Origin of the sequence: Singulisphaera chitinilytica (genome assembly GCF_049331405.1) — a bacterium.
Classification (GTDB): Bacteria; Planctomycetota; Planctomycetia; order Isosphaerales; family Isosphaeraceae; genus PoT.
Genome location: NZ_CP186274.1, coordinates 9,505,245 through 9,526,277, shown reverse-complemented (window position 1 = coordinate 9,526,277; position 21,033 = coordinate 9,505,245). Strand labels below are relative to the sequence as shown.

At 63.6% G+C, this 21,033-nt stretch carries 11 protein-coding genes and 1 pseudogene; 8 read left to right on the top strand and 4 right to left on the bottom strand.

What is annotated here, in order from left to right:
* Positions 1-497: 497 nt before the first annotated feature.
* From ACOYYX_RS37050 to ACOYYX_RS37020, 7 genes are all read left to right on the top strand, one after another.
* Complete coding sequence (locus ACOYYX_RS37050) at positions 498-1,304, top strand: DeoR/GlpR family DNA-binding transcription regulator (RefSeq protein WP_422927670.1); 807 nt, start codon at positions 498-500, stop codon at positions 1,302-1,304.
* Positions 1,294-2,208 carry a class II fructose-bisphosphate aldolase gene (locus ACOYYX_RS37045; RefSeq protein WP_422927669.1) on the top strand — a complete coding sequence of 305 codons (915 nt, stop codon included), beginning with the start codon at positions 1,294-1,296 and terminating at the stop codon, positions 2,206-2,208. Before ACOYYX_RS37050 ends, ACOYYX_RS37045 begins: the two co-directional genes overlap by 11 nt.
* Complete coding sequence (locus ACOYYX_RS37040) at positions 2,208-3,275, top strand: 2-oxo acid dehydrogenase subunit E2 (RefSeq protein ID WP_422927668.1); 1,068 nt, start codon at positions 2,208-2,210, stop codon at positions 3,273-3,275. The genes ACOYYX_RS37045 and ACOYYX_RS37040 overlap by 1 nt, the downstream gene beginning before the upstream one ends.
* Before the next feature lie 51 nt (positions 3,276-3,326).
* Complete coding sequence (locus tag ACOYYX_RS37035; protein ID WP_422927667.1) at positions 3,327-4,334, top strand: thiamine pyrophosphate-dependent dehydrogenase E1 component subunit alpha; 1,008 nt, start codon at positions 3,327-3,329, stop codon at positions 4,332-4,334.
* A 111-nt stretch (positions 4,335-4,445) separates the two neighbouring features.
* A complete protein-coding gene (locus tag ACOYYX_RS37030) occupies positions 4,446-5,462 on the top strand; it encodes an alpha-ketoacid dehydrogenase subunit beta (RefSeq protein WP_422927666.1) in 1,017 nt (338 codons plus the stop codon).
* A 74-nt stretch (positions 5,463-5,536) separates the two neighbouring features.
* Complete coding sequence (locus tag ACOYYX_RS37025) at positions 5,537-7,627, top strand: hypothetical protein (RefSeq protein WP_422927665.1); 2,091 nt, start codon at positions 5,537-5,539, stop codon at positions 7,625-7,627.
* A gap of 68 nt (positions 7,628-7,695) precedes the next feature.
* Complete coding sequence (locus ACOYYX_RS37020) at positions 7,696-10,308, top strand: alpha-mannosidase (protein WP_422927664.1); 2,613 nt, start codon at positions 7,696-7,698, stop codon at positions 10,306-10,308.
* 80 nt (positions 10,309-10,388) lie between these two features.
* Here the strand turns inward: ACOYYX_RS37020 and ACOYYX_RS37015 are convergent, their stop codons facing one another.
* The 3 genes and pseudogenes from ACOYYX_RS37015 to ACOYYX_RS37005 form a co-directional block, all read right to left on the bottom strand.
* Complete coding sequence (locus ACOYYX_RS37015) at positions 10,389-11,036, bottom strand: uracil-DNA glycosylase family protein (RefSeq protein ID WP_422927663.1); 648 nt, start codon at positions 11,034-11,036, stop codon at positions 10,389-10,391.
* A pseudogene (locus tag ACOYYX_RS37010) lies at positions 11,033-11,596 on the bottom strand (Uma2 family endonuclease). The gene ACOYYX_RS37015 and the pseudogene ACOYYX_RS37010 overlap by 4 nt, the downstream one beginning before the upstream one ends.
* Before the next feature lie 1,158 nt (positions 11,597-12,754).
* Entirely contained in the window at positions 12,755-13,921 is a 1,167-nt protein-coding gene (locus ACOYYX_RS37005; RefSeq protein ID WP_422927662.1) for a WD40 repeat domain-containing protein, read from the bottom strand.
* A gap of 543 nt (positions 13,922-14,464) precedes the next feature.
* Between ACOYYX_RS37005 and ACOYYX_RS37000 the strand changes: the two genes are divergently transcribed.
* A complete protein-coding gene (locus ACOYYX_RS37000; protein WP_422927661.1) occupies positions 14,465-15,853 on the top strand; it encodes a WD40 repeat domain-containing protein in 1,389 nt (462 codons plus the stop codon).
* A 155-nt stretch (positions 15,854-16,008) separates the two neighbouring features.
* Here ACOYYX_RS37000 and rpoC read toward each other — a convergent pair whose 3' ends face one another.
* Entirely contained in the window at positions 16,009-20,271 is a 4,263-nt protein-coding gene (gene rpoC, locus ACOYYX_RS36995; protein ID WP_422927660.1) for a DNA-directed RNA polymerase subunit beta', read from the bottom strand.
* Between the last annotated feature and the right edge of the window lie 762 nt (positions 20,272-21,033).

The window sequence follows — 21,033 nt, the reverse complement described above, 5'->3', positions numbered from 1 at the left end:
TCGAAGAGGCGTCCCACGTTCGGCCCTTACCCTGTGACTCCCCTCCCCTTTCATAGCCGTGCCACTTCCGAGAAGCAACGGGGCCGAGAGGCCATCCGGCACGCATTCCGCAAGGGCCTGACCGGGGCACGACCGTTATAGCGATTTCCGTTCCGAAACTTCGTCAGGCATCCATTCGCCGCCCGATTCGGCCTATTGATGCGATACGCTCCGATTTCACGCGATTGAGCCGATTAGGGATAGATTTTGAGATTTTTTCACACTGAGCTCTTGTCGCTGAGAATTTTTCACGCTTATCATGTGCGAACCTTCCGGCTATCGAGGGGGCCGTCGGAGAAGCTCAGGGGTCGTGCTCGGCGAGCCCTCTCGTCCCGGATGCCTGTGAAGTGTCTGGGAAAAATCCTCTCGGTCGTCCCGGCTCCGTCGTCAGACATGGGGCTCGGGCCGATCGACGCGCCTGTCCGGACCTCACCCAAACCCAGGTGCCGCGTATGGCCATGAGCCGACAAGAGATCATCCTGGAGAACCTCGAGAGGCGAGGGGCGTGCAGCTATCAGGAGCTCGCCGACGCCCTCGGGGTCTCGACGATGACGATCCGTCGCGAGATCGACCGCCTGGCGAGCCGGGGTGCCGTCATCAAGACGCTCGGCGGGGCCCAGTTCGCCACGTCCCGCTCGACGGACTACGAGACCGACTTCGGCAGCCGGCTCGCCCTGCACGTCCCGGAGAAGCGTGCGATCGCCGAGAAGGCCCTGGAACTGATCCGGCCCGGGCAGACGATTTTCCTTGATCCGAGCACGACCTGCCTGGAACTGGCCAAGCTGATCGCTCGCCGCGTCCAGGGGGTCACCATCGTCACGAACTCGGCCCTGGCCTGCCTGGAGCTGGGCCGGGGGACGCAGAACACGATCCTGGGCATCGGGGGCCAGTACGACCCGGCGAGCGGTTCGTTCGTCGGGCTCTCGGGGGAGGAGGCGGCCGACCGCTTCTTCGTCGACCGTGCCTTCGTCTCGACCAAGGGGTTCGTGCCGGCCGAGGGGACCTTCGAGTCGGCCATCGCCACGATCCGGGTCAAGCAGGCGGTCGCCCGGCGATGCTCGGAACTGGTGCTCCTGGTCGACCACTCGAAATTCGGCCAGAGGGCCCTCTGCAAGGTCCTCGACCTCGGGCAGATCCACACGGTGGTGACCGACGCGTCGGTCTCTCCCGCCGACCTCAAGCAACTGGAACTCGCCGGCAAGAGCGTCTACGTGGCCGATGCCACGAGGCGCCCGCAGTCAGCGGAGGATGTGAATGTCTCTTGAACCGATCGGGTCGCTCCTGGGGCGGGCGGCGCGTGGGAAATACGCCATCGGCTACTTCGAGAGCTGGAACCTCGAATCCCTCCAGGGGGTGATCGACGCCGCCGAGGAGACCCGCTCGCCGATCATCATCGGCTTCAACGGCGATTTCCTCAGCCGCCCGACCCGCAAAGCCAAGGAACGCCTCGCCTGGTACGCCGCGCTCGGCAAGGCGGCGGCCGAGTCCGCCTCGGTCCCCTGCGGATTCATCTTCAACGAGTGCCCGCGCGACGAGTGGGTGCGCGAGGCCGTCGTCTCCGGAGGCTTCAACCTCGTCATGCCCGCCGATCCCGAGGCGACTCCCGAGGAGTGGATCCCCCGCGTCTCCGAGCTGACGAGGTTCGCCCACAGCCACGGCATCGCCGTCGAGGCCGAACTGGGCGAGCTCCCTTGCGGCGCGGAGGGGGGAGACCCCCACGGCGGCGACTCCACCGACCCGGAGACGGCCGCGGCCTTCGTCGAGGCGACGGGGATCGACCTCCTTGCGATCAGCGTCGGCAACATCCATATTCAGCTCCAGGGTGAGTTCGACCTCGACCTGGGTCTGGTCGAGGCGATCCAGAAACGGGTCTCGATCCCGTTAGTCCTCCACGGCGGCACGGGCATCAGCGAGGCCTCGCTGAAGGCCGCGATCGCTCTGGGGGTCGCCAAGGTCAACTACGGGACGTACGTCAAGCAACGCTATCTCAAGGCGATCCAGGAAAGGCTCGCGAGCGAGTCGCTCGACACCGATCCGCACCACCTTCTCGGCATCGGCGGCGAGCAGGACCTGCTCGTCGCCGGCCGGCGGGCCGTGCGAGACGCGGTGCTGGAACGGATCCATTGGCTCGGATGCGTCGGTAAGGCCGACGAGCGGGGGGACGGCTGATGGAAGTGACGATGCGCCTGCCCGACCTGGCGACGAATGCGTCGGCGGTCACGGTAATCCGCTGGCTCGTCGAGGTCGGCCAGGATGTGCGACGAGGCCAGCCCCTTGTCGAGGTCGAGACGGACAAGGCCGTCATGGAGGTCGAGTCGGTCATCACGGGTGTCCTGACGTCGATCGCTGTCCCTGCCGGCGGCGAGGCGGACGTCGGCCAGGTGATCGCCGTCTTCGACGCCCCCGAAACGGCCGGCTCTCGCCCTGCCGCCGCGACCCCGCATACCCCGGCGAGCCCCGCCCCTGCGACGGCAACCGCCCCGGCCCCGGCTACCACGACGACACCAGCCGCCGCCTCAAATCGCGTCTCCTTCTTCGCGAGGAACCGGCAGGCCAAGGCCAACGGCAATGGTTCCCCTGCCTCGGGGACGCCGCTGAGCGTCCCTCGACGGGCCCTGGTCCGTCGGATGAAGGAGAGCAAGCAGAACGTCCCGCACTTCTACCTGCAAACGTCGGCCAATGCCGGGCCGATGTCGGCCTGCCGGACTCGCATCGCGGACTCGGGGTCCAAGCTCGCCTGGGATGCCTTCTTCGTCCAGTCGATCGCCAGGGCCCTGAAGCGGTTCGACCGCATGGCCTTCCGCATCGAGGACGATCGGCTCGTCCCTCAAGGGGTCGACGCCGTGGGCGTGGCGGTGGACCTCGACGACGAACTGTTCACCGTGGTCGTCGACTCGCCCGCCGATAAGCCGCTCGAGACGATCTCGGCCGAGATCCGCGCCGGGGTCGATCGGCTCCGATCGGGGGATCCTAAGGCTCGGGTCTCGCAGAAGGCCCTGATGACGGTCTCGAACCTGGGATCGGCGAATGTCGAATCGTTTGCGGCGATCGTCAACCCGCCCGAGTCGGCCATCCTCGCCGTCGGCAAGGTCATGCCGCAGGTGGTGGTCTTGGACGGGCAGATGGTGGTGCAGACGCGCGTGAACCTGACGCTCTCCGTCGATCATCGCGTCGTCAACGGCAAGTATGCGGCCGGATTCCTCGGCGGGATCGTCGAGGCGCTCGAGGCTTACTGAGAACCGGCGCGGCCGGATTCGAATACACAGACCAGTCGAAGGGAGGGACCGATGGTGCAGCCGTCGACGGCCTCGGAATCGGGATCGGCGAAAGGGCTCGACCGTTACGATCGCCCGTTCTTGCTGAATCTCTACGAGCAAATGGTGACGATCCGTGAATTCGAGGAGGGGGTGAAGTTCCTCTTCCTCGAGGGGACCATGCCGGGCACGATCCACCAGTGCCAGGGTCAGGAAGCGACGGCGGTGGGCGTCTGTGCGGCGCTGGTCGAGGGGGACTACATCACGTCCACCTTCCGCGGCCACGGCCACGCCCTGGCCAAGGGCCTGTCGGTCGAGGAACTCCTCTTCGAACTCTTTGGCGCCGTGACCGGCTGCTGCAAGGGTAAAGGGGGCTCGATGCACGTCGGCAACATGGCCAAGGGGATGGTTCCCGGCATCGCCATCGTCGGCGGGGGCGTGCCCTTGGCGTCGGGCATGGCCCTGGCGTTCAAGATGCGTAAGGAGCCCAACGTCGTCGTCTGCTTCTTCGGCGACGGCGCGGTGGCGGAGGGGGCCTTCCACGAGGGGGTCAACCTCGCGGCGATCTGGGACCTTCCCGTCCTCTTCGTCTGCGAGAACAACCACTACGGCGCCTCCACCCGCGTCGACAAGGTGATGCGGAACCCGAAGATCTCCGACCGCGCGGCAGCTTACGGGATCTCGGGGCGGACGATCGACGGCAACGACGTCCTCGCCGTGCTCGAGGCCTCCAAGGAGGCCATCGCCGAGTGCCGCGACGGCCGGGGGCCCTTCCTGCTCGAACTCCTGACCTATCGCCGCACGGGCCACTCCCGCCGCGACGCCTGCCACTACCAGCCGCAGTCCGAGCGCGACGAATGGTTCGCCCGCGACCCCATCGACCGCTTCGCCCAAGTGCTCGTCGAGGGGGGCATCGCCGAGGCGAGCGACCTCGAAGCGATCCGCGCCCAGGTCGACGCCCGGTTCCAGGCGGCCGTAGAGGCCGCTCGCCAGCAGGCCTTGCCGACGCTCGACGAGCTGACGACGGACGTGCTCGCCTGACGGTTCCCGCCTTGCAGACATCCCGAAATTGACGATGTGCCTAATCCTGGATTCGATCTCGCGTCCAGGAAACTATCCCGGCTCAAGGGTCACGCGACGAGTCGAAACCTCATGAGACGTCTCAGTATTGCCGAATCGCTCCGCGATGGGATCACCGAGGAGATGCGCCGGGATCAGGCGGTCTTCTGCCTGGGCGAGGATATCGCCGTCCCCGGCGGCTGGGGGGGCGCGTTCACGGTCACGCTCGGCCTCGAGCAGGAATTCCCCGAGCGGATGCTCAACACGCCGATCGCCGAGCTCGGCTTCTTCGGCGCCGCGGTCGGCGCGGCGATCATGGGGATGAGGCCGATCGTCGACGTGCAGTATGGCGACTTCCTCTTCCTGGCGATGGACCAGATCGTCAACAACGCGGCCAAGCTTCGCTATATGTCGGGGGGCGACATCAAGGTCCCCATGGTCATGCGGGCCCCGATCGGAGCCACCGGCCGGGGCTCCCAGCACGCCCAGAGCATGGAGCGTTACTTCACCGGCGTCCCCGGCATCAAGGTCGTCGCGGTCTCCAACGCGTATGACGCCAAGGGGATCCTCAAGGCGGCGGTCCGGGACGACAACCCCGTCCTGATCTTCGAGCACAAGCTGCTCTACGGCTCCAAGGGGGCGAGGACCGAACCGGGCGCGGTGGACGCCACCAGCGACGTGCCCGACGACGATTACATCGTCCCGCTCGACAAGGCCGAAGTCCGTCGCGAGGGCAAGCACGTCACGATCCTCGCCTGGCTCCTGATGCTCCACGAGGCCCTGCGGGCTGCCGATCGCCTCAAGGCCGAAGGGATCGACGTCGAGGTCGTCGACGTGCGGAGCCTCCTCCCCATCGACTACGAGACCATCGGCGAATCCGTCCGCAAGACAGGGCGCGTGGTCGTCGTGGAAGAGGGGCCGAAGACCGGCGGCGTGAGCGCCGAGATCGCCGCGGGGATCACCGAGCGGTTCCCCGAAGCCTTGTTCCAGCCGGTCGCCCGCGTCGCGTCGGCCGATGTCCCCGTGCCGTTCACCCCGATCCTCGAGAACGCGTATCGCCCCGACGCCGACCGGATCGTCGAGGCCGTCCGCGCCATCTTGCGAGACTGAGGATGAGGACCCCGGCCGGGTTCGTGCGAGGCCCGGCCCATCCTCCATTCGATCAGGAAGGATGTCTTTACGTCATGAAATCCTGCCCGAAGGCCCCCCTGCTCTTGCTGGCGGCCGTCATGAGCTTCGGCCTCGGCCATCCGAGAGCCGGAGCCGCCGCCCCCGCCGCGTCCGACTTCCACGTCGAGATCGACCATGGCCATCCCTGGCGGCCCCCGTTCGGGCTCGATCGCGTCGGCCCCCCGATCAGCGTGGTCATCGAGTCGACAGCGAAACCCCCGCTCTCGAAGTACGAACTGACCGCCTTCTACCAGGGGAAGGAAGTCGACCGGCAGGACTTGAAGTTCGCCGAGGGGCCGAAGTTCGCCGCGAGCGTCACCCTCAAGGCCTATGCCGATGAGCTGGTCATCTCCGCCAGCAAGGACGCATCGAGCCCGGCGGTCGAGGTCGCCCGCGAGAAGATCCAGCCCGCTGCGTTCGTCGCGGAGGCCGTCGCCCATCCCGACTCGGTGATCAACCCCGTCGACCTCGGCACGATCCTGGTCCCGGCCGACTGGCTCCTGCTCGGGCCGAAGTCGACCGCCACCGTCGAGGTCGCCGCTTTGAGTCGGGTCGAGGACTTCCAGGCGGCGCGAGTGAAGACCTGGTACGCCTCGAACGCCCAGGGGGCGAAGGCGACCGAGCTCGGCCTGAAGGCCGGGACGCGGTCGCATGCGTCGATCCCGATCCCTCCGGCTCCGTCGGGTCAGGAACGCGATGCCCTGGTCGTCGCCATCGAGGACGGTCACGGCAAGGAACTCTGGCGGAAGTCGATCCCCGTCATGGCGGTCGCGAAGGCCTCGGCCTATCCCAAGTTCGGCGCCACGGCCACGCAACTCAGGTTCGACGCCCCGATCTCGGTCCGCGACCCGGCCTCGGGCCAGTTCTCCTCGTTGCCGTACAACCAGGGGTGGAACCCAGCCCTGAAGGACGTGGTCATCTCGCTCCCCAACGGCTCCAGGTTCGTCTTCTGGCGAGGCTCGAGCTACATCCCCTTCTGGGCTGGGCGTTACAACACTGGGGCCTGTTACGAGTGGGCCGAGATGATCTCAAGGCCCAAGGATGCGGTCGACTGCGTAGAGCCGTTGATGGACAAGGACCTTCGTTATGGGCGCGTCGAGATCATCGAGTCGACCCCGGCGCATGTTCATGTGCGATGGAGCTACCAGTCGACGGACTTGCATTACCAGGTCTGGGGAGACTCGGCCGTCGAGGACTATCACTTCTACCCGGACGGCTTCGGCACCCGGGTTGTGACCTTGACCTCGGATCCGAAGGCCGAGTACGAACTGGCCGAGTTCATCGTGCTCTCGCCGCAGGATGCGTACCCGCTGGCGACTTTGCCCGAGAACCTGGTCGACGCCCTCTTCCTCGACGGGGCCAAGCGCGAGTTCCGGTTCCCCCACAAGGCCAGCCCCGACGACGCGAAGGTCAAGCACGGCCTCCCCGCCGTCTATCGCCTGCGACTGAACAAGCAGGAGGAGCTTTCGGCCATCTCCTTCAACCCGAAGCTCGACACGATCCCGACGGTGATCTTCAGCCCCTTCTTCGACGCCGGGCAGATGGTCACCCCTTGCTACTGGGGGAGCCACTGGCCCCTGGCCCGCGGCAACGCGACCGGGAACGCCATCGACGATCGGATCCACCTGTCCCCCTGCCACAACAGCGTCATGAGCTGGGCCGCGGAACGGCCGACGCCGCTCCGCAGCTCTGAGTACGTCGGCCTGGACGCCCTCGGGCGGTCGCGACTCCTGGCCGAACGCCGATGGGTCTGGCTGGTCGGCATGTCGAACGAGCCCGACGACCAGCTCGTCGCCAGGGCCAGGAGCTATTCCACGCCGCCGAGCCTCGCCTTGAAGGGCGCCCGGCTCGCCGACGAAGCGTACGTCCCCGAGCGTCGGTCGATCCGGCTCATGGTCGACGCCCCAAAGGTCTCGGCCGTGATCCAGCCTTCGACGCCCTGCATCAATCCGGTGTTCGAGCTCGAGGGCGCGGCGAAAGGCCCGATCAAGGTCAGCCTGGGCGGTCGTCCGCTCGAGGAAGGCAAGTATGCCTGGGATGGCCGGACCCTCTGGCTGGACGCAACCATCACGGCCCCGACCGAGCTTCAACTGAGCTTCCGTTGATTCGAGCCGTTGTCAGGCGGAATCCCGACCGGATGGCCGGTCCTCACCCACCACGACGAGGTCGTTCCATGAACCTCCAACGCAGCTTGTTCCTCGTGTGCGGCCTCGCGGCCCTCTCCGCGAGCCCCCCATCCTCCGCCCAGGGCGCCGAGCCCTCGGAGGCGAAGAAGGGGACGTATTACGTCATCCCCCACACGCACTGGGAGGGGGCCGTCTTCAAGACTCGCGAAGAGTACCTGGAGATGGGCCTCACTCACATCGTCAAGGCGATGCGGCTCCTGAAGGAACAGCCCGACTACCGCTTCACGCTCGACCAGGTCGCCTACTTCCGCCCCTTCCTCGAGCGCTACCCCGAGATGGTCGCCGACTTCAAGAAGTACATCGCCGAGGGCCGGCTCCAGATTGCAGGGGCCCTCGACGTCATGCCCGACGTCAACGTCCCGGGGGGCGAGACGTTCGTCCGCCAGATCCTCTACGGCAAGGGGTACTGCCGCGAGAAGCTCGGCCTCGACGTCACGACGGGCTGGCTGATCGACACGTTCGGCCACCACGAGCAGATGCCCCAGCTTATGACCCTGGGGGGCTACAAGACCTTCTGGTTCTTCCGGGGCGTTCCCAAGATGGATCACCCTGCCGAGTTCATCTGGGAAGGGCTCGACGGGACCAAGATCCCCGCATTCTGGCTCGCGCATAGTTATGCAATCATGTATCCCGCGCCGACTGAATATCCCAAGTTCCTCGAGTTCTCCAAGGCGTCGTACAACCTCCTGAATCCGCAGGCCCGCGGCGTGGACCGGGCCGGGCCCTCGGGCGCCGACGTCTGCGAGCCGCAGGAGCACCTCGTCCCGCTCGCGAATGAGTTCAACGCGAAGGGTGAAGCCCCGTTCTCGATCCGCGTCGCAACGCCCGCCGACTTCGAGGCGGTCATCGCCAAACGCGGCAACCTCCCGACCTTCAAGGGGGAGCTAAACCCGCTCTTCCAGGGGGTGTATACGAGCCGGATCGAGCTCAAGGAGTGGATGCGTCGCCTGGAGCGTCAACTCCTCAATGTCGAGAAGCTCGGCGTCCTGGCCGGCTGGCTCGGCGCCAAGGTGGATCGGAATGCGATCCTCGAGGCCTGGGAGCCGGTCCTCTTCAACGAGACCCACGACCTCTCCTCGGGCGTCATGACGGATCACGTGTATGAGGACACGATCCGAAGCTATGAATACGTGAACCGTCGCTCGGGCGAGCTGCTCGACGCGAGCTGGCAGGCCATCGCCTCGAAGGTCGACACCCAGGGTGCCGGGGCTCCGGTCGTCGTCTTCAACAGCCTCGGCTGGACCCGCTCCGACCTCGTCGAGGTCGACCTCGGCTTCGAGGATGGCGGCGTCACCGGCGTGGTCGTCACCGACGACGCGGGCAAGTCCGTCCCCGTGCAGATCCTCAAGGCCGATCGCTACGGCGACGGCGGCCTGAGGACGGCCCGCGTGGCCTTCGTCGCCCGCGAGATCCCGGCGCTCGGCTACAAGACCTATCACGCCGCGCCGAGCCGAGAGGTGAAGACCCCGGCCACCGGCCCGAACGCCTCGGGCGAGAACCTGCTCGAGAACGAGTTCTACAAGCTCTCGGTCGACCCGGCCTCGGGTGCCCTGACCGGCCTCCATGTCAAGGAAGGCGGCTGGGAGGCCCTATCCGGCCACGCCAACGTCGTCTCTCGCGAGGTGGATCGCGGCGACCTCTGGGAACTCGACCGCGGCCTCGACGGCGCGAGCCGGATTGCCATGACGTCGAAGCAGCCCGTCCCCAAGACCGGCGAGGCGGTCTTCTCGAACGAGAAGCCGGGAGCCAAGGGAACCTTCGGGGTCGGCCCGGTCGTCTCCGAGTTCCAGATCGCCCGCCCGTTCAGCAACGGTCAATTCGCGACCAACATTCGCGTGATCGCCGGCCTGCGTCGGGTCGAGTTCACCACGAAGCTGGTGAACCAGGAAAAGTATGTACATTACCGGGCCCTCTTCCCGACCACGATCCCTGGCGGCAAGAGCATCCAGGAGATCCCCTTCGGCGCCAGCGAGCGTCCCGAGGGCATCGAGTTCCCCGCTCAGAACTGGGTCGATCACGGCGACGGCAAGCGTGGCGTCGCGCTCCTCAACATCGGCCTGCCGGGTCACGTCGTGGACAACGGCACGATGATGATCTCCTTGCTCCGCTCGCACCACCTGGGCGGTTATGGCTTCGGCGGCGGCTATGAGCCGGGCATGTCGTCCGAGTCAGGCTTCCAGATCGGCCAGGAGCGGACGATGCGCTACGCGGTCGTCCCCCATGCCGGCGACTGGCGCGAGGCCAAGGTCTATCGCGAGGGGCTCGAGTTCAACCACCCGCTGGTCGTCCGCAAGGAAGAACCTCACGCCGGCTCCCTGCCCAAGACCTGGGGCCTCCTCGCCGTCGCCAATCCGAATGTGGTCATCTCGGCCCTCAAGCCGGGCAAGGATGGCACGGCCGTCCTGCGGCTCTACGAGGCCACCGGCAAGGCTTCGCCCGGTGCCAGCGTCAAGTTCCAGACGAAGGTCCTCGCCGCCAACGAGGCCAACCTGATGGAAGACCTCGGCGCCGCGGTCAAGGTCGAAGGCGACACCGTCTCGTTCGACCTTCGCCCCTTCGAGATCAAGACCATCGTCCTGAAACTCGCCGCCCGCGAGTGATGCTGATGTGTGATATGTAAGTCCGATCGCGAGACTGACCCGCGGGGTAGGCTTAGGCCTTCCCCGCGGTTTTTCGCGTTTCAGAGATCGAGCTCATCGACCCAACCCCGCAAGTGCCCCATCGCCCGCACGACGGCCGCCTGATTCTCCGGCTCGTTGAGCCATCGGCTGACGCCCGACGGATGCGGCAGCGGCAGGTATCGAACATCATCGCGGATCACGGCCGAACCGATCACGTTCGTCAGCGATGGCACCCGGCCGAGGTACGTCCTGATGGCCAGGAGCCCGATCAGGATCACCACCTTCGGCTGTATGATCCCGAACAGCTCATCGAGCCAGGGCCGGCAGAGCGCCTGCTCCGCCGGCGCGGGGACCCGATCCCCCCTGGCGCCGGGGAGCCTTCCTGGATAGCAACGTGTGATTGCGCTGAAGTTGATCTTCCGGTAGAAGTCGTCGCGAGCGATCCCGCCGAGCTCGAACCAACCCCGCAACTTCTCCCCCGCGGTCCCCGCGAACGGGCGATCTTCCGCCTGCCCTCGCAAGCTGGGAGCCTGCCCGATCAGCAGGATCCGAGGCACGGGCGCATCAGGCTCGGGATCTCGGGCGATCGGGATCGACAGGGCCTCATCCAGAAACCCGGCAGCGTGGCAGAGTCGGCAGGAGCGAATCCGAGCGTTCAGGGCGACGACGCTTGGCCGCTTCGTATTAGCGGACGTACGACCTTTCATGATTCCCCTTCGACCGACTCCTCTTCGATATCCATCCAGAGGTCCGACGCTTTTGCCGCCAGGCCTTGCAGGATGAGGCTCTCGATCGCCTGATCCCCTTCCAGCACCTTCTCCGACCAGATGTCCCCGTGGCGCGTCAGCACAGTCACCTTGCGAGCCTGCGGGTCCACGATCCAGTATTCGAGCATCCCATAGGCCAGATATTCTTCGCGTTTCGTCACGTAGTCGCGCTTCTCTCCGCCCTGTGAAACGACCTCGATGGACAGGACCGGGATGCGCCGACCCCGATGATCCTTGGGGGCATTCTGCAGCACAACCGCCACGTCGGGATTGCGCCCGGAGATTATACCTGGCAACCACAGGCGGAATTCCCCGGCACCGCGGTATCAATTGATCAGGCCAGGGTGCTGCCTGCGATGGAAGGAAATCGCGTCGTACAGATTCGCAACCACATGCCCGTGAGGGTCATCAGGGACCTCGGTCACCTCAAGCACTCCCCGGACGAGTTCGTAACGATATCCGGGAGTCTCCTCGGCATCGAGAAACTCCTGCAACGTCATGGCTCGACCATGATCCGCGGGGCCGATGCGAATGGCAGTGAGTGTCGCCACGGGCTACCCTCATTGGCGGTGCATTGAACCATCCGTACAGGTAAAGTGTAGCCGATCATTGCTTCACGACTCCAGTCCAAGAATCGCAATCTTGGGCCTGGAAGTACCCGCGAGTCGAGAGCGGTTTGGAACATGAGGGTTCTGAATGATCCTGGCGAAATACTGATATTTATCTAGATTGTGAAAAGACGGATACGTCTGTTGCGAAATTCCCTTGCACACGGTAAGCCATGACGTCGGAGCAACGAAGCCGATCATCGGGTTTCGCGCGGACCTATCATGCAGAGTCAGAGCCGGCCTTCGCTCGGGGACGAATTGGTGCCCGAAACCTCAGGCCGACCCTCGCGAGGACAGAGACGACGTTTTCGACTATCGGGGTATGTACCGAATCCACTCTGTGGTGGAGACTGTCGAATTCCATGTTCTTGAGGATAAATACAATTAACAGTCTCGTTTTTATTCGTTATGAATAAAGAAATCAATTTTCATAAGGGTAACAAGCGGCACGCGAGCAGTACCCCCTATGACGGTCGACACTACTCCGAATTAAGAATCGCGACGGCCTCGATCACGATATATGAGTACGAAGATCGCCCTCGCGATCTTCGGCATCGTCGTCATGATTTGGTCTCTCTGGCCTTAGGTGTATGACTCGATTCGCCACACCAACAAGATCACCGTCTACGAAGGGCTCCCGCATCAGCACTATGAGGCGGATTTATTGAAGCAAGAGCTGAAGTTGAAACCGACGATCGAACACGCCGGCTATGCGTTATATCGCCAGTCACTCATATTGAAACCCGGTGATATCGAGACGCTTCGTGGGCTTCTCGCGGACGATGACACGTACCTCACGCACTGGGTCGAGAGGGAGTGCGGCGGATTCCACCCCGACTATTCGGACGAATCGACCTCCTCACGAGCGATTCGGGATCGGCCCTTCGGCGTTGTGTCGTGGAAAGACATACGATTTCGCAGGCAAGACTTGTCACAAAATTGCCGACGGGTTTAGCGTTCGCGCCTGGGCAAGTCGGCGAAGACGAGACGGTATGAATGGTTCATATACTCGAGTGGTACTTTATAACTGTAAAGCCAGCCCGGACCTCATCACTTCGATTTCCTCTTCTTGGTATTTGCCTTCCCCTTCCACGCCTTCTTGGACGTGGCGCTCCCTTTCTTCGACCCGCCGCTCGAGAGTTTCCATACGTGGACGAGGTTATCGTTGCCCGAAGCGGCGATCCGGCTCCCGTCGTTCGAGTAGGCGATCTCCGTGATCCCATTCGTCGGGCCGATCAGGGCGGCGACGCGCTCGCCGTTGGACACATCCCAGACGCTCAAGGGAGTCCGGTTCTGGATGCCGCTCGCCGGGCCCGAGGCGAGGTACTTCCCATCGGGGGAGAACCTCAGCACCTGGATGCTCGGCTCGTTGCTCATGGACTCGACCGGCCCTTGCTCGAAGACGAGTTCGCCCGCGGGCCGTAGTGTCTTCAGGTTCAGGAACCCGGTCGTTTGATTCAGGGCCTTGCCGCCGCTGATGGCCGCGAGCAGGGATTTCGGCGAGCACGCGACGGCGTCGAAACTCGTGGTGATGTCCTTGCTTTCCTGATCCTCATGGCCAATGGCCTTGCGACGCTTGTGCGTGGTAATGTCCCAGATCGACACCTCGTCGGGCGTGATGGCGACGAGAGTCTTGCCGTCGGACGAGATGTCGAATCCATGCAAGGTCGCCGACTGGGAGACCTTGAGGGTATCGATCTTCTTCGCATTTTTCACGTCGTAGAGCATGATCGTCGTCTGGTCGTGGCCGGTCGCGAGGATCGACCCGTCCGGCGTGTAGACGACCCGCTTCGAGGCGAGCGAGGGCTCGTCGAAGGTCGACTTGAGCTTACCCGTCGCGGGATCATAAAAGTAGACGTCCCCGACATACCCTCCGACCGCCAAGGTTTTCCCATCGGGCGAGAAGGCCACGGCATGCGCACCAGGCGAATGCATCTCTCCAGGGTTCAGGGTGAAAAGCCGCTTGCCCGTGGAAGCGTCCCAGATGGCCGCCGTATCCTCCCCCGCGCTGGCCAGGAGCTTGCCATCGGGCGAGAAGGCCACGCTGAAGACGAATTTCTCATGCCCCTTGAGCGTCCCCGCCGGCTCGATCCCCGGCAGTGCATCCACCGGATCCTTGAGATCGAGCCCCTCCTGCCCTCTCGCCGTACCCGCAAACAAACCCAACCCGCAGCACGCGAGGACGCAAGCAGCGGCCAGCCTTGATGAGTATGCCATGATGTCAACATCCAAGGATGCGAGATGGAGTGGTTGGCCTCCCGATGAAGTTTCGCCAACCAGGTCCCTTCCTATCGCAGCACGAATCATACCACTTGCCTAGATATCGCCGCAGGGTTTTCCCATGCACCGTCGAGGCATTCGAGATCACACGTCCCTCGGCCCGAGGCTCAACATTCCCTGGAGGGTTCAGGGTGATTCTGGCCTCTCCGAATCAGCCAGGAGGACAGGCCGATCTCGCCCGAAATTGATGCGATCGGGCGAATCTTCGCGAATACCGAACGAGCTCAGGGCGTCTAACCCCGGCCGACTGATGGAAGCCACCGCATCAGAAAATGCCTTCACACCGTCATTGAGCGGTCTGTGACCGTGCTCTGCTGCGCACGAAGTTTCAACGGATGCCGAATCGGCGAGCGACGCTCAAGCCCTTAGCTGAAATGATGCGCTATGTTTTGACGATGAATATTTAAAGACGTGAGGACAAAATCATTCATGAGCTGGCGTTGTCTCGAGTCCGTATCCTTCCAGGTTCGGTTCCTGAGGATGTTCACCCTCATCGGGATCATGGGACTTGCCCCCGGCCTCCTCGTGGCACAACAACCCAACCGGAAGCCAACCTCGATCACGCTCGAGTTCGAACCCGAGGACCGTGGTTTCGTTTTCTTCAGGAGCGGGCCCAAGGCTGATGAGCCTCCCACCAGGCATACAATTGCCGAAGAGATGATGATGTCCGATAGCGCCGCATGGGGCACGTGCGTTGCTTACTCTCCCGATGGCCTCACCATCGCCTTCGGTGACGGTCCCTGGAGAGCCTATTGCCGCATCTTCCCTACGCCTTGCGTGAACGAGAATGGAGGGCTGATTCGCCTCGTCGATGCGAAGACGAATCGCCTGATCAGGACCCTCCAGCCTGAAAAACGCGATGCACACGAGTATCAAGTTGAGAACATTCAATACTCTTCGGATGGTAAGTTGGTGATATCCTCCGGATACGATACCACGTACGAGAAAGATGGATTCGTGAGTGTGGGAGACTTGACAGCTTGGGATTCAGAGACTGGCCAGATTCGATTCCAGTTGCTCTCGGATAAGGATAATTCCAGATTCAACACTCTAATATCGCCCGACGGAAGAACCGTGGCGGATTCCGATAAGAATGGGATGATTCGGCTCAGGGACCTCGCGAAAGGTGAAGAGAAGTTGACGCTCGCGGCTCCCGAGGGTGGAGCTCTGAATCTGGATCTCGCCTTCTCGCCGGATGCTCGAATCCTGGCTGCCGGATATGAAAAAAGCGGTATTCTGATCTGGGACGCGGACGCAGGTCGTGAACTCGCCCGATTCGCGGTTCCCGCGAAGGCTGGATTCCACCATTCTTCGGTTGAATTCGATTTCGATCGAAAGGGGCTTGCTCTGGCATGTCTGAATCGGTTCGACGACAACATGGAGGAGAGCTACGAACGCTACTCCGAGATCGATATTTATAATGTCAATAAACATGAGGAAATTATTAAACTATCGGAGGGCCAGGGCATGGATTTCAATAGCCTGGCCTGGAGTCCCGATGGGATGATCCTCGCGATCGCCTGCGATTCCGACGTTAAAGAGGAGCAAATTACGTCGGGGTGGATCCGAATCTGGGATAGGGCCACGCAGAAGACGCGAGACATTGGCAAGGGAGATTTCGGCGAACCGGACCAACTCGTCTTCTCGCCTGATAGTCAATGGCTGGCGGTGACCGGTGAATGGCCGCTCCAGCCTCATTCATCGGTCGTTCTCTTGGAAGTCAGCACGGGTCGAAAGCTCGCCGATCTGGATGCCTCCAGTACCTTGGATGGGCTGAAGATAGCCCTCTCCCCAGACGGCAAGACCCTTGCCTCCGCGGGCTATTCTCTGATGCTCTGGGATCTCCGCAACATCGCGACTTCGCCCTGAGTCACCTTCTAGTCGGGAACGACCTGCAGATCTCGAAATGACGAGGCGGAAATGGCAACGGCCCGCACCCCCTGGAAAGAAGAGGTGCGGGCCGTTTGAGTTTTGAAAAGGTTGAAGCGGAGCGGCCAAGGCCGCCCGCTTCAGTTCAGGTCGCGTTACTCGCCGGCCTTGCCGGCGGGGGCGGCGGCTTCTTCGCGGGGGTAGCGACTGTAGCCGGGGCCCTTCTCGGCCAAGGCTTCGAGGGCCTCGGGACGGATGCGGACCTCGGCGTCCTGGTGCGACTTGAACCCGGTGCCGGCCGGCACGAGGTGGCCCAGGATGACGTTCTCCTTGAGGCCGACGAGGTAGTCGACCTTGCCCGCGAGAGCGGCCTCGGTGAGCACCTTGGTCGTCTCCTGGAAGCTCGCGGCGGAGATGAAGCTGTCCGACGACACGGCCGCCTTGGTGATGCCCAGCAACTGGGTGCTCGCGGCGGCGGGCTTGGGACGGATCCACTCGGCCTTCTTCGCGCCGGTCGACTCGACGCGGAGGTTCTCCTGGTCGAAGTGGTCGCGGGGGACGATGTCACCCTGGCGGAAGTCGGTGTCGCCCGGATCCTTGATCTTCACGCAGCTCATCAGCTCGAGGTTCTTGCCGCGGAACTCGAACTTGTCGATGACCGAGCCGGGCAAGAGCCCGGTGTCGCCGACCGATTCGACGCGGACCTTGCGGAGCATCTGGGCGACGATGATCTCGAGGTGCTTGTCGTCGATTTCCACGCGCTGGGAACGGTAGACGTTCTGAATCTCGCGGAGGAGATACCGCTGAACGGCTTCCTCGCCCGAGATCCGGAGGATGTCGTGCGGGACGAGCGGCCCTTCGACCAGGGCGTCGCCGGCACGGACGCGGTCGCCGCCGTGGACGCGGAGGTATTTACCGTGCGGCACCAGGTGCTCGCGCTCGATGCCGCTCTCGTTCCTGACGATGATCGTTCGCTTGCCGCGACGCTTCTCGTCCAGCAACTCGACGCGGCCGTCGATCTCGGCGATGACCGCCGGCTCCTTGGGACGACGGGCCTCGAACAGCTCGGTGACTCGCGGCAGACCACCGGTGATGTCCTGGGTACCGCCCACCTCTCGCGGCGTCTTGGCGAGGAGGGTACCGGCGGTGATCTCCGCCCCCTCCTGCACTTCGATACCGGCCCCTTCGGGGATGTAGTTGTAGGCGAGGATGTGCCCCTGGCCGTCCTCGATCAAGATCTGCGGGTGGAGGTCACCCTTGTGCTCCATGATGGTACGGCGGGTGTGACCCGAGAGGTCGATTTCGATACGCATCGTCTCGTTCTCGACGATGTCCTCGAACCGGACCTTACCCCCGACCTCGGCGAGAATCGGGATGTTGTGCGGGTCCCACTCGCAGATCATGGTGCCGCGGGTGATCATCTGCCCGTCTTCGACCTTCATCTCGGCACCGTCGGGAACGTCGTATTTCTCGAGTTCCCGGTTCTTGGGGTCGAGGATCTGGATTTCGCCGTTACGCGAAAGCGCGATCTTCTTACCCTCGCTGTTGGTGACGAGGTTGATGCCGACGTACTTGATCTTGCCGTCGCGCTTCGACTTGTGGTCCTTCTCCTCGACGCCGCGGGTGGCCACGCCGCCGATGTGGAAGGTACGCATGGTGAGCTGCGTGCCCGGCTCGCCGATCGACTGGGCGGCGATGATCCCGACGGCCATGCCAGGCTCGACGAGCTGGCCGGTCGCCAGGTCCATGCCGTAGCAGCGGCGGCAGATGCCCAGGTTCGCCTCGCAGGTCATCGGGCTCCGGACCTGGATCTTCTCGATCTGCATGTCCTCGAGCTTCTTGGCCGCGGCGACGGTGATCATGTCGTTCTCGCGAACGACGATCTCGTCGGTGATCGGGTTGACGATGTTCACCCGGCTCACGCGGCCTCGAATCGACTGGACGAGGCTGACCTCGACCTTCTCGCCCTTGTAGATGACCCCCTTCGTGATCCCCTGGGCGGTACCGCAGTCCTCCATGGTGATCACGACGTTCTGGGCCACGTCGGCGAGCTTACGGGTCAGGTAACCCGAGTCGGCCGTCTTGAGGGCCGTGTCGGCCAACCCCTTGCGGGCACCGTGCGTCGAGCTGAAGTACTCGAGCACCGACAGGCCTTCGCGGAAGTTGGCCTTGATCGGCGTCTCGATGATCTTGCCCGACGGCTTGGCCATCAGGCCTCGCATGCCGGCGAGCTGACGAATCTGCTCGACGCCACCGCGGGCACCCGAGTCGGCCATCAGGAAGATCGGGTTCAGGTAAACCTGCCCGTTCCTGACGTCGTGACGGAGCTGCTCCATCATCTCGTTGGTGATGCGTTCGCGTGCGTGCGTCCAGGCGTCGAGGACCTTGTTATACCGCTCTTGCTCCGTGATGATACCGCGCTGGTAGAGCTTGGCCGCCTTGGCGACTTCCTTCTCGGTCTCGTTGAGGATCGTATCCTTCGAGGCCGGGGTCTTGAGGTCGTCGGTGGCGAACGAGAGGCCCGAGCGGGTCGACTCGCGGAACCCGAGGTCCTTCATGTTGTCGAGCAGGTTGATCGTCTCGGCTCGACCGAGGATCTGGTAGCAGTCCGCGATGATGCCCTGCAATTGCTTCTGGCCGAGGGCCATGTTGTAGTAGGGCATCTTCGGCAGGAGGATGTCGTTGAAGATCACCCGCCCGGTGGTCGTCTTGATGATCATGCCGGGGGTGAATTCCTTCTCCCCCTCGCCCCTCAGCTTCTTGTGAGCCGGGAGCCGCATGTTGATCATCGCGTGGACGCCGACCTTCTTCTGGCTGAAGGCCAGGAAGACCTCGTTCGGGCTCGAGAACGTCATCCCTTCGCCCGGCTCGCCGGGGCGCTGGACGGTGACGTAGTACGAACCCATGACGATGTCCTGGGTCGGGCTGATGATCGGGTTGCCGTTGGCGGGGCTGAAGATGTTGTTGGTCGACATCATCAGCGTCATGGCTTCGACCTGTGCCTCGATCGAGAGCGGCAGGTGGACGGCCATCTGGTCGCCGTCGAAGTCGGCGTTGAACCCCTTGCAAACGAGCGGGTGAATACGGATAGCGTTACCTTCGACGAGCACCGGCTCGAACGCCTGGATGCCCATTCGGTGCAGCGTCGGGGCTCGGTTCAGGAGGACCGGGTGGTTGTGGATGACCTCTTCGAGGATATCCCACACCTCCTCGACCTTCCGTTCGAGCATCTTCTTGGCCGACTTGATCGTGTCGGCGTGCCCGAGTTCCTTGAGCCGGCGGATGATGAACGGCTGGAAGAGCTCCAGCGCGATCTTCTTCGGCAGGCCGCACTGGTGGAGACGCAGGTCGGGGCCGACCACGATCACCGAGCGGGCCGAGTAATCGACGCGCTTACCGAGGAGGTTTTCGCGGAAGCGGCCCTGCTTGCCCTTGATCATGTCGGTCAAGGACTTGAGCGGGCGGTTGCTGGAGCCGAGCACCGGCCGCTTGCAGCGGTTGTTGTCGAAGAGGGCGTCGACGGCCTGCTGCAGCATCCGCTTCTCGTTGCGGATGATGACCTCGGGCGCGTTCAGGTCGACGAGCTTCTTGAGTCGGTTGTTCCGGTTGATGATACGACGGTAGAGGTCGTTCAGGTCGCTCGTGGCGAAGTTGCCCGAGTCGAGCAAGACGAGCGGGCGCAGATCCGGCGGGATGACCGGGATGCACTCAAGGACCATCCACTCGGGCCGGTTGTCGGAGTCTCTGAGCGACTCGACGACCTTCAGCCGCTTGGTGAGGTCCTTGGTCTTCTGCTTGCTCGAGGTCTCGCCGAGCTCGCTGCGGAGCTGCTTCGAGAGGGAGACCAGGTCGAGCCTGGCGAGCAGCTTGCGGATGGCGTCGGCGCCCATGTCCGCCTGGAAGGTGTCGCCGAACGTCTCGCGGGCCTTGCGGAAGTCTTCCTCGGTGAGGAGCTGCCGTTCCTTGAGCGGCGTGTCACCGGGGTCGATGACGACGTAGTCCTGGAAGTAGATGATGCGTTCCAGGCTGGTCGTCTTCATGTCCAGCAAGGTGCCCAGGCGGCTGGGCATCGCCTTGAAGAACCAGATGTGCACGACCGGCGCGGCGAGCTCGATGTGGCCCATCCGCTTGCGGCGCACGCGGGAGTGCGTGACCTTGACGCCGCAACGGTCGCAGATCATCCCCTTGTATTTCATCCCGCGGTACTTGCCGCAGGCGCATTCCCAGTCTTTTTCGGGGCCGAAGATCCGCTCGCAGAAGAGACCGTCCTTCTCAGGACGATAAGTCCGGTAGTTGATGGTCTCCGGCTTCTTGACCTCGCCGAAGGACCAGCTCCGGATGTCGTACGGGCTTGCCAGCCCGATCTTGACGGCCCCGTAGTCGTTGATACGATCGTAGGCACTTTCGCCCATGCTCACGAGACACTCTCCTCTGCACGCATCTGGCCGTGCCGAAGCGGGGTTGTTTCGGGGGAAAGTCAATTCGAGCGGTCGGTCAAGCGATCGGTTTCCCAATCATCCCAAGTCGCGGGCATCGACCAAAAAAAGTCCGCGGGCCGATCCCTTGTCGTCGGTTGAGACGACGAGATCGCCGCGGTTCAGACGGTCATCCCAGACCGTTGGTGCCAAGCCGGCCTCCTCCTTCGCCGGATGGTGGGGACTCCCAAAACCAAGCTCTATGACCTCAAGTTCAGATCGGGGCGCAGCTTCGAACGACGCCGAAACCGGCCGCCGGTGGAGTCGGCTCCTGTGGATGATACGCGATCTGAACATGGATTCCAAGAATAATTCTTCTTGACAAGCTGGTTTTTTGCCGACAAGCCTCCGATGCAAGGTCAGATCCACTCTTCCCTCGCATCCTTCGGCCTCCCGGTTGGGGGGCTGACCACCTTCGGCAGGAGCTAAACCACTCCGTTAATCAAGGGTCGGAAACCGGCGATCTCAAGCATCGGCGGTCGGGTAAGCCCCGATTCCGGAGGGCCAAATCGCGTCGATTCCCTCGACGATGGGCCCGCGTAGGACGGCTTCATTGCCGCCGCCGCGACCTCGACCACCAGGGCAAAATGCCCTGCCCTCGACCATCGAGGGGGCGTGGCCCAGGGTGAGCCCAGTTTCGGGATGTCGATCGGTTCCAGGGGGACGTGGTCGCGGCGAGTTGAACCTTCGAGGCCCTCGTCGAGG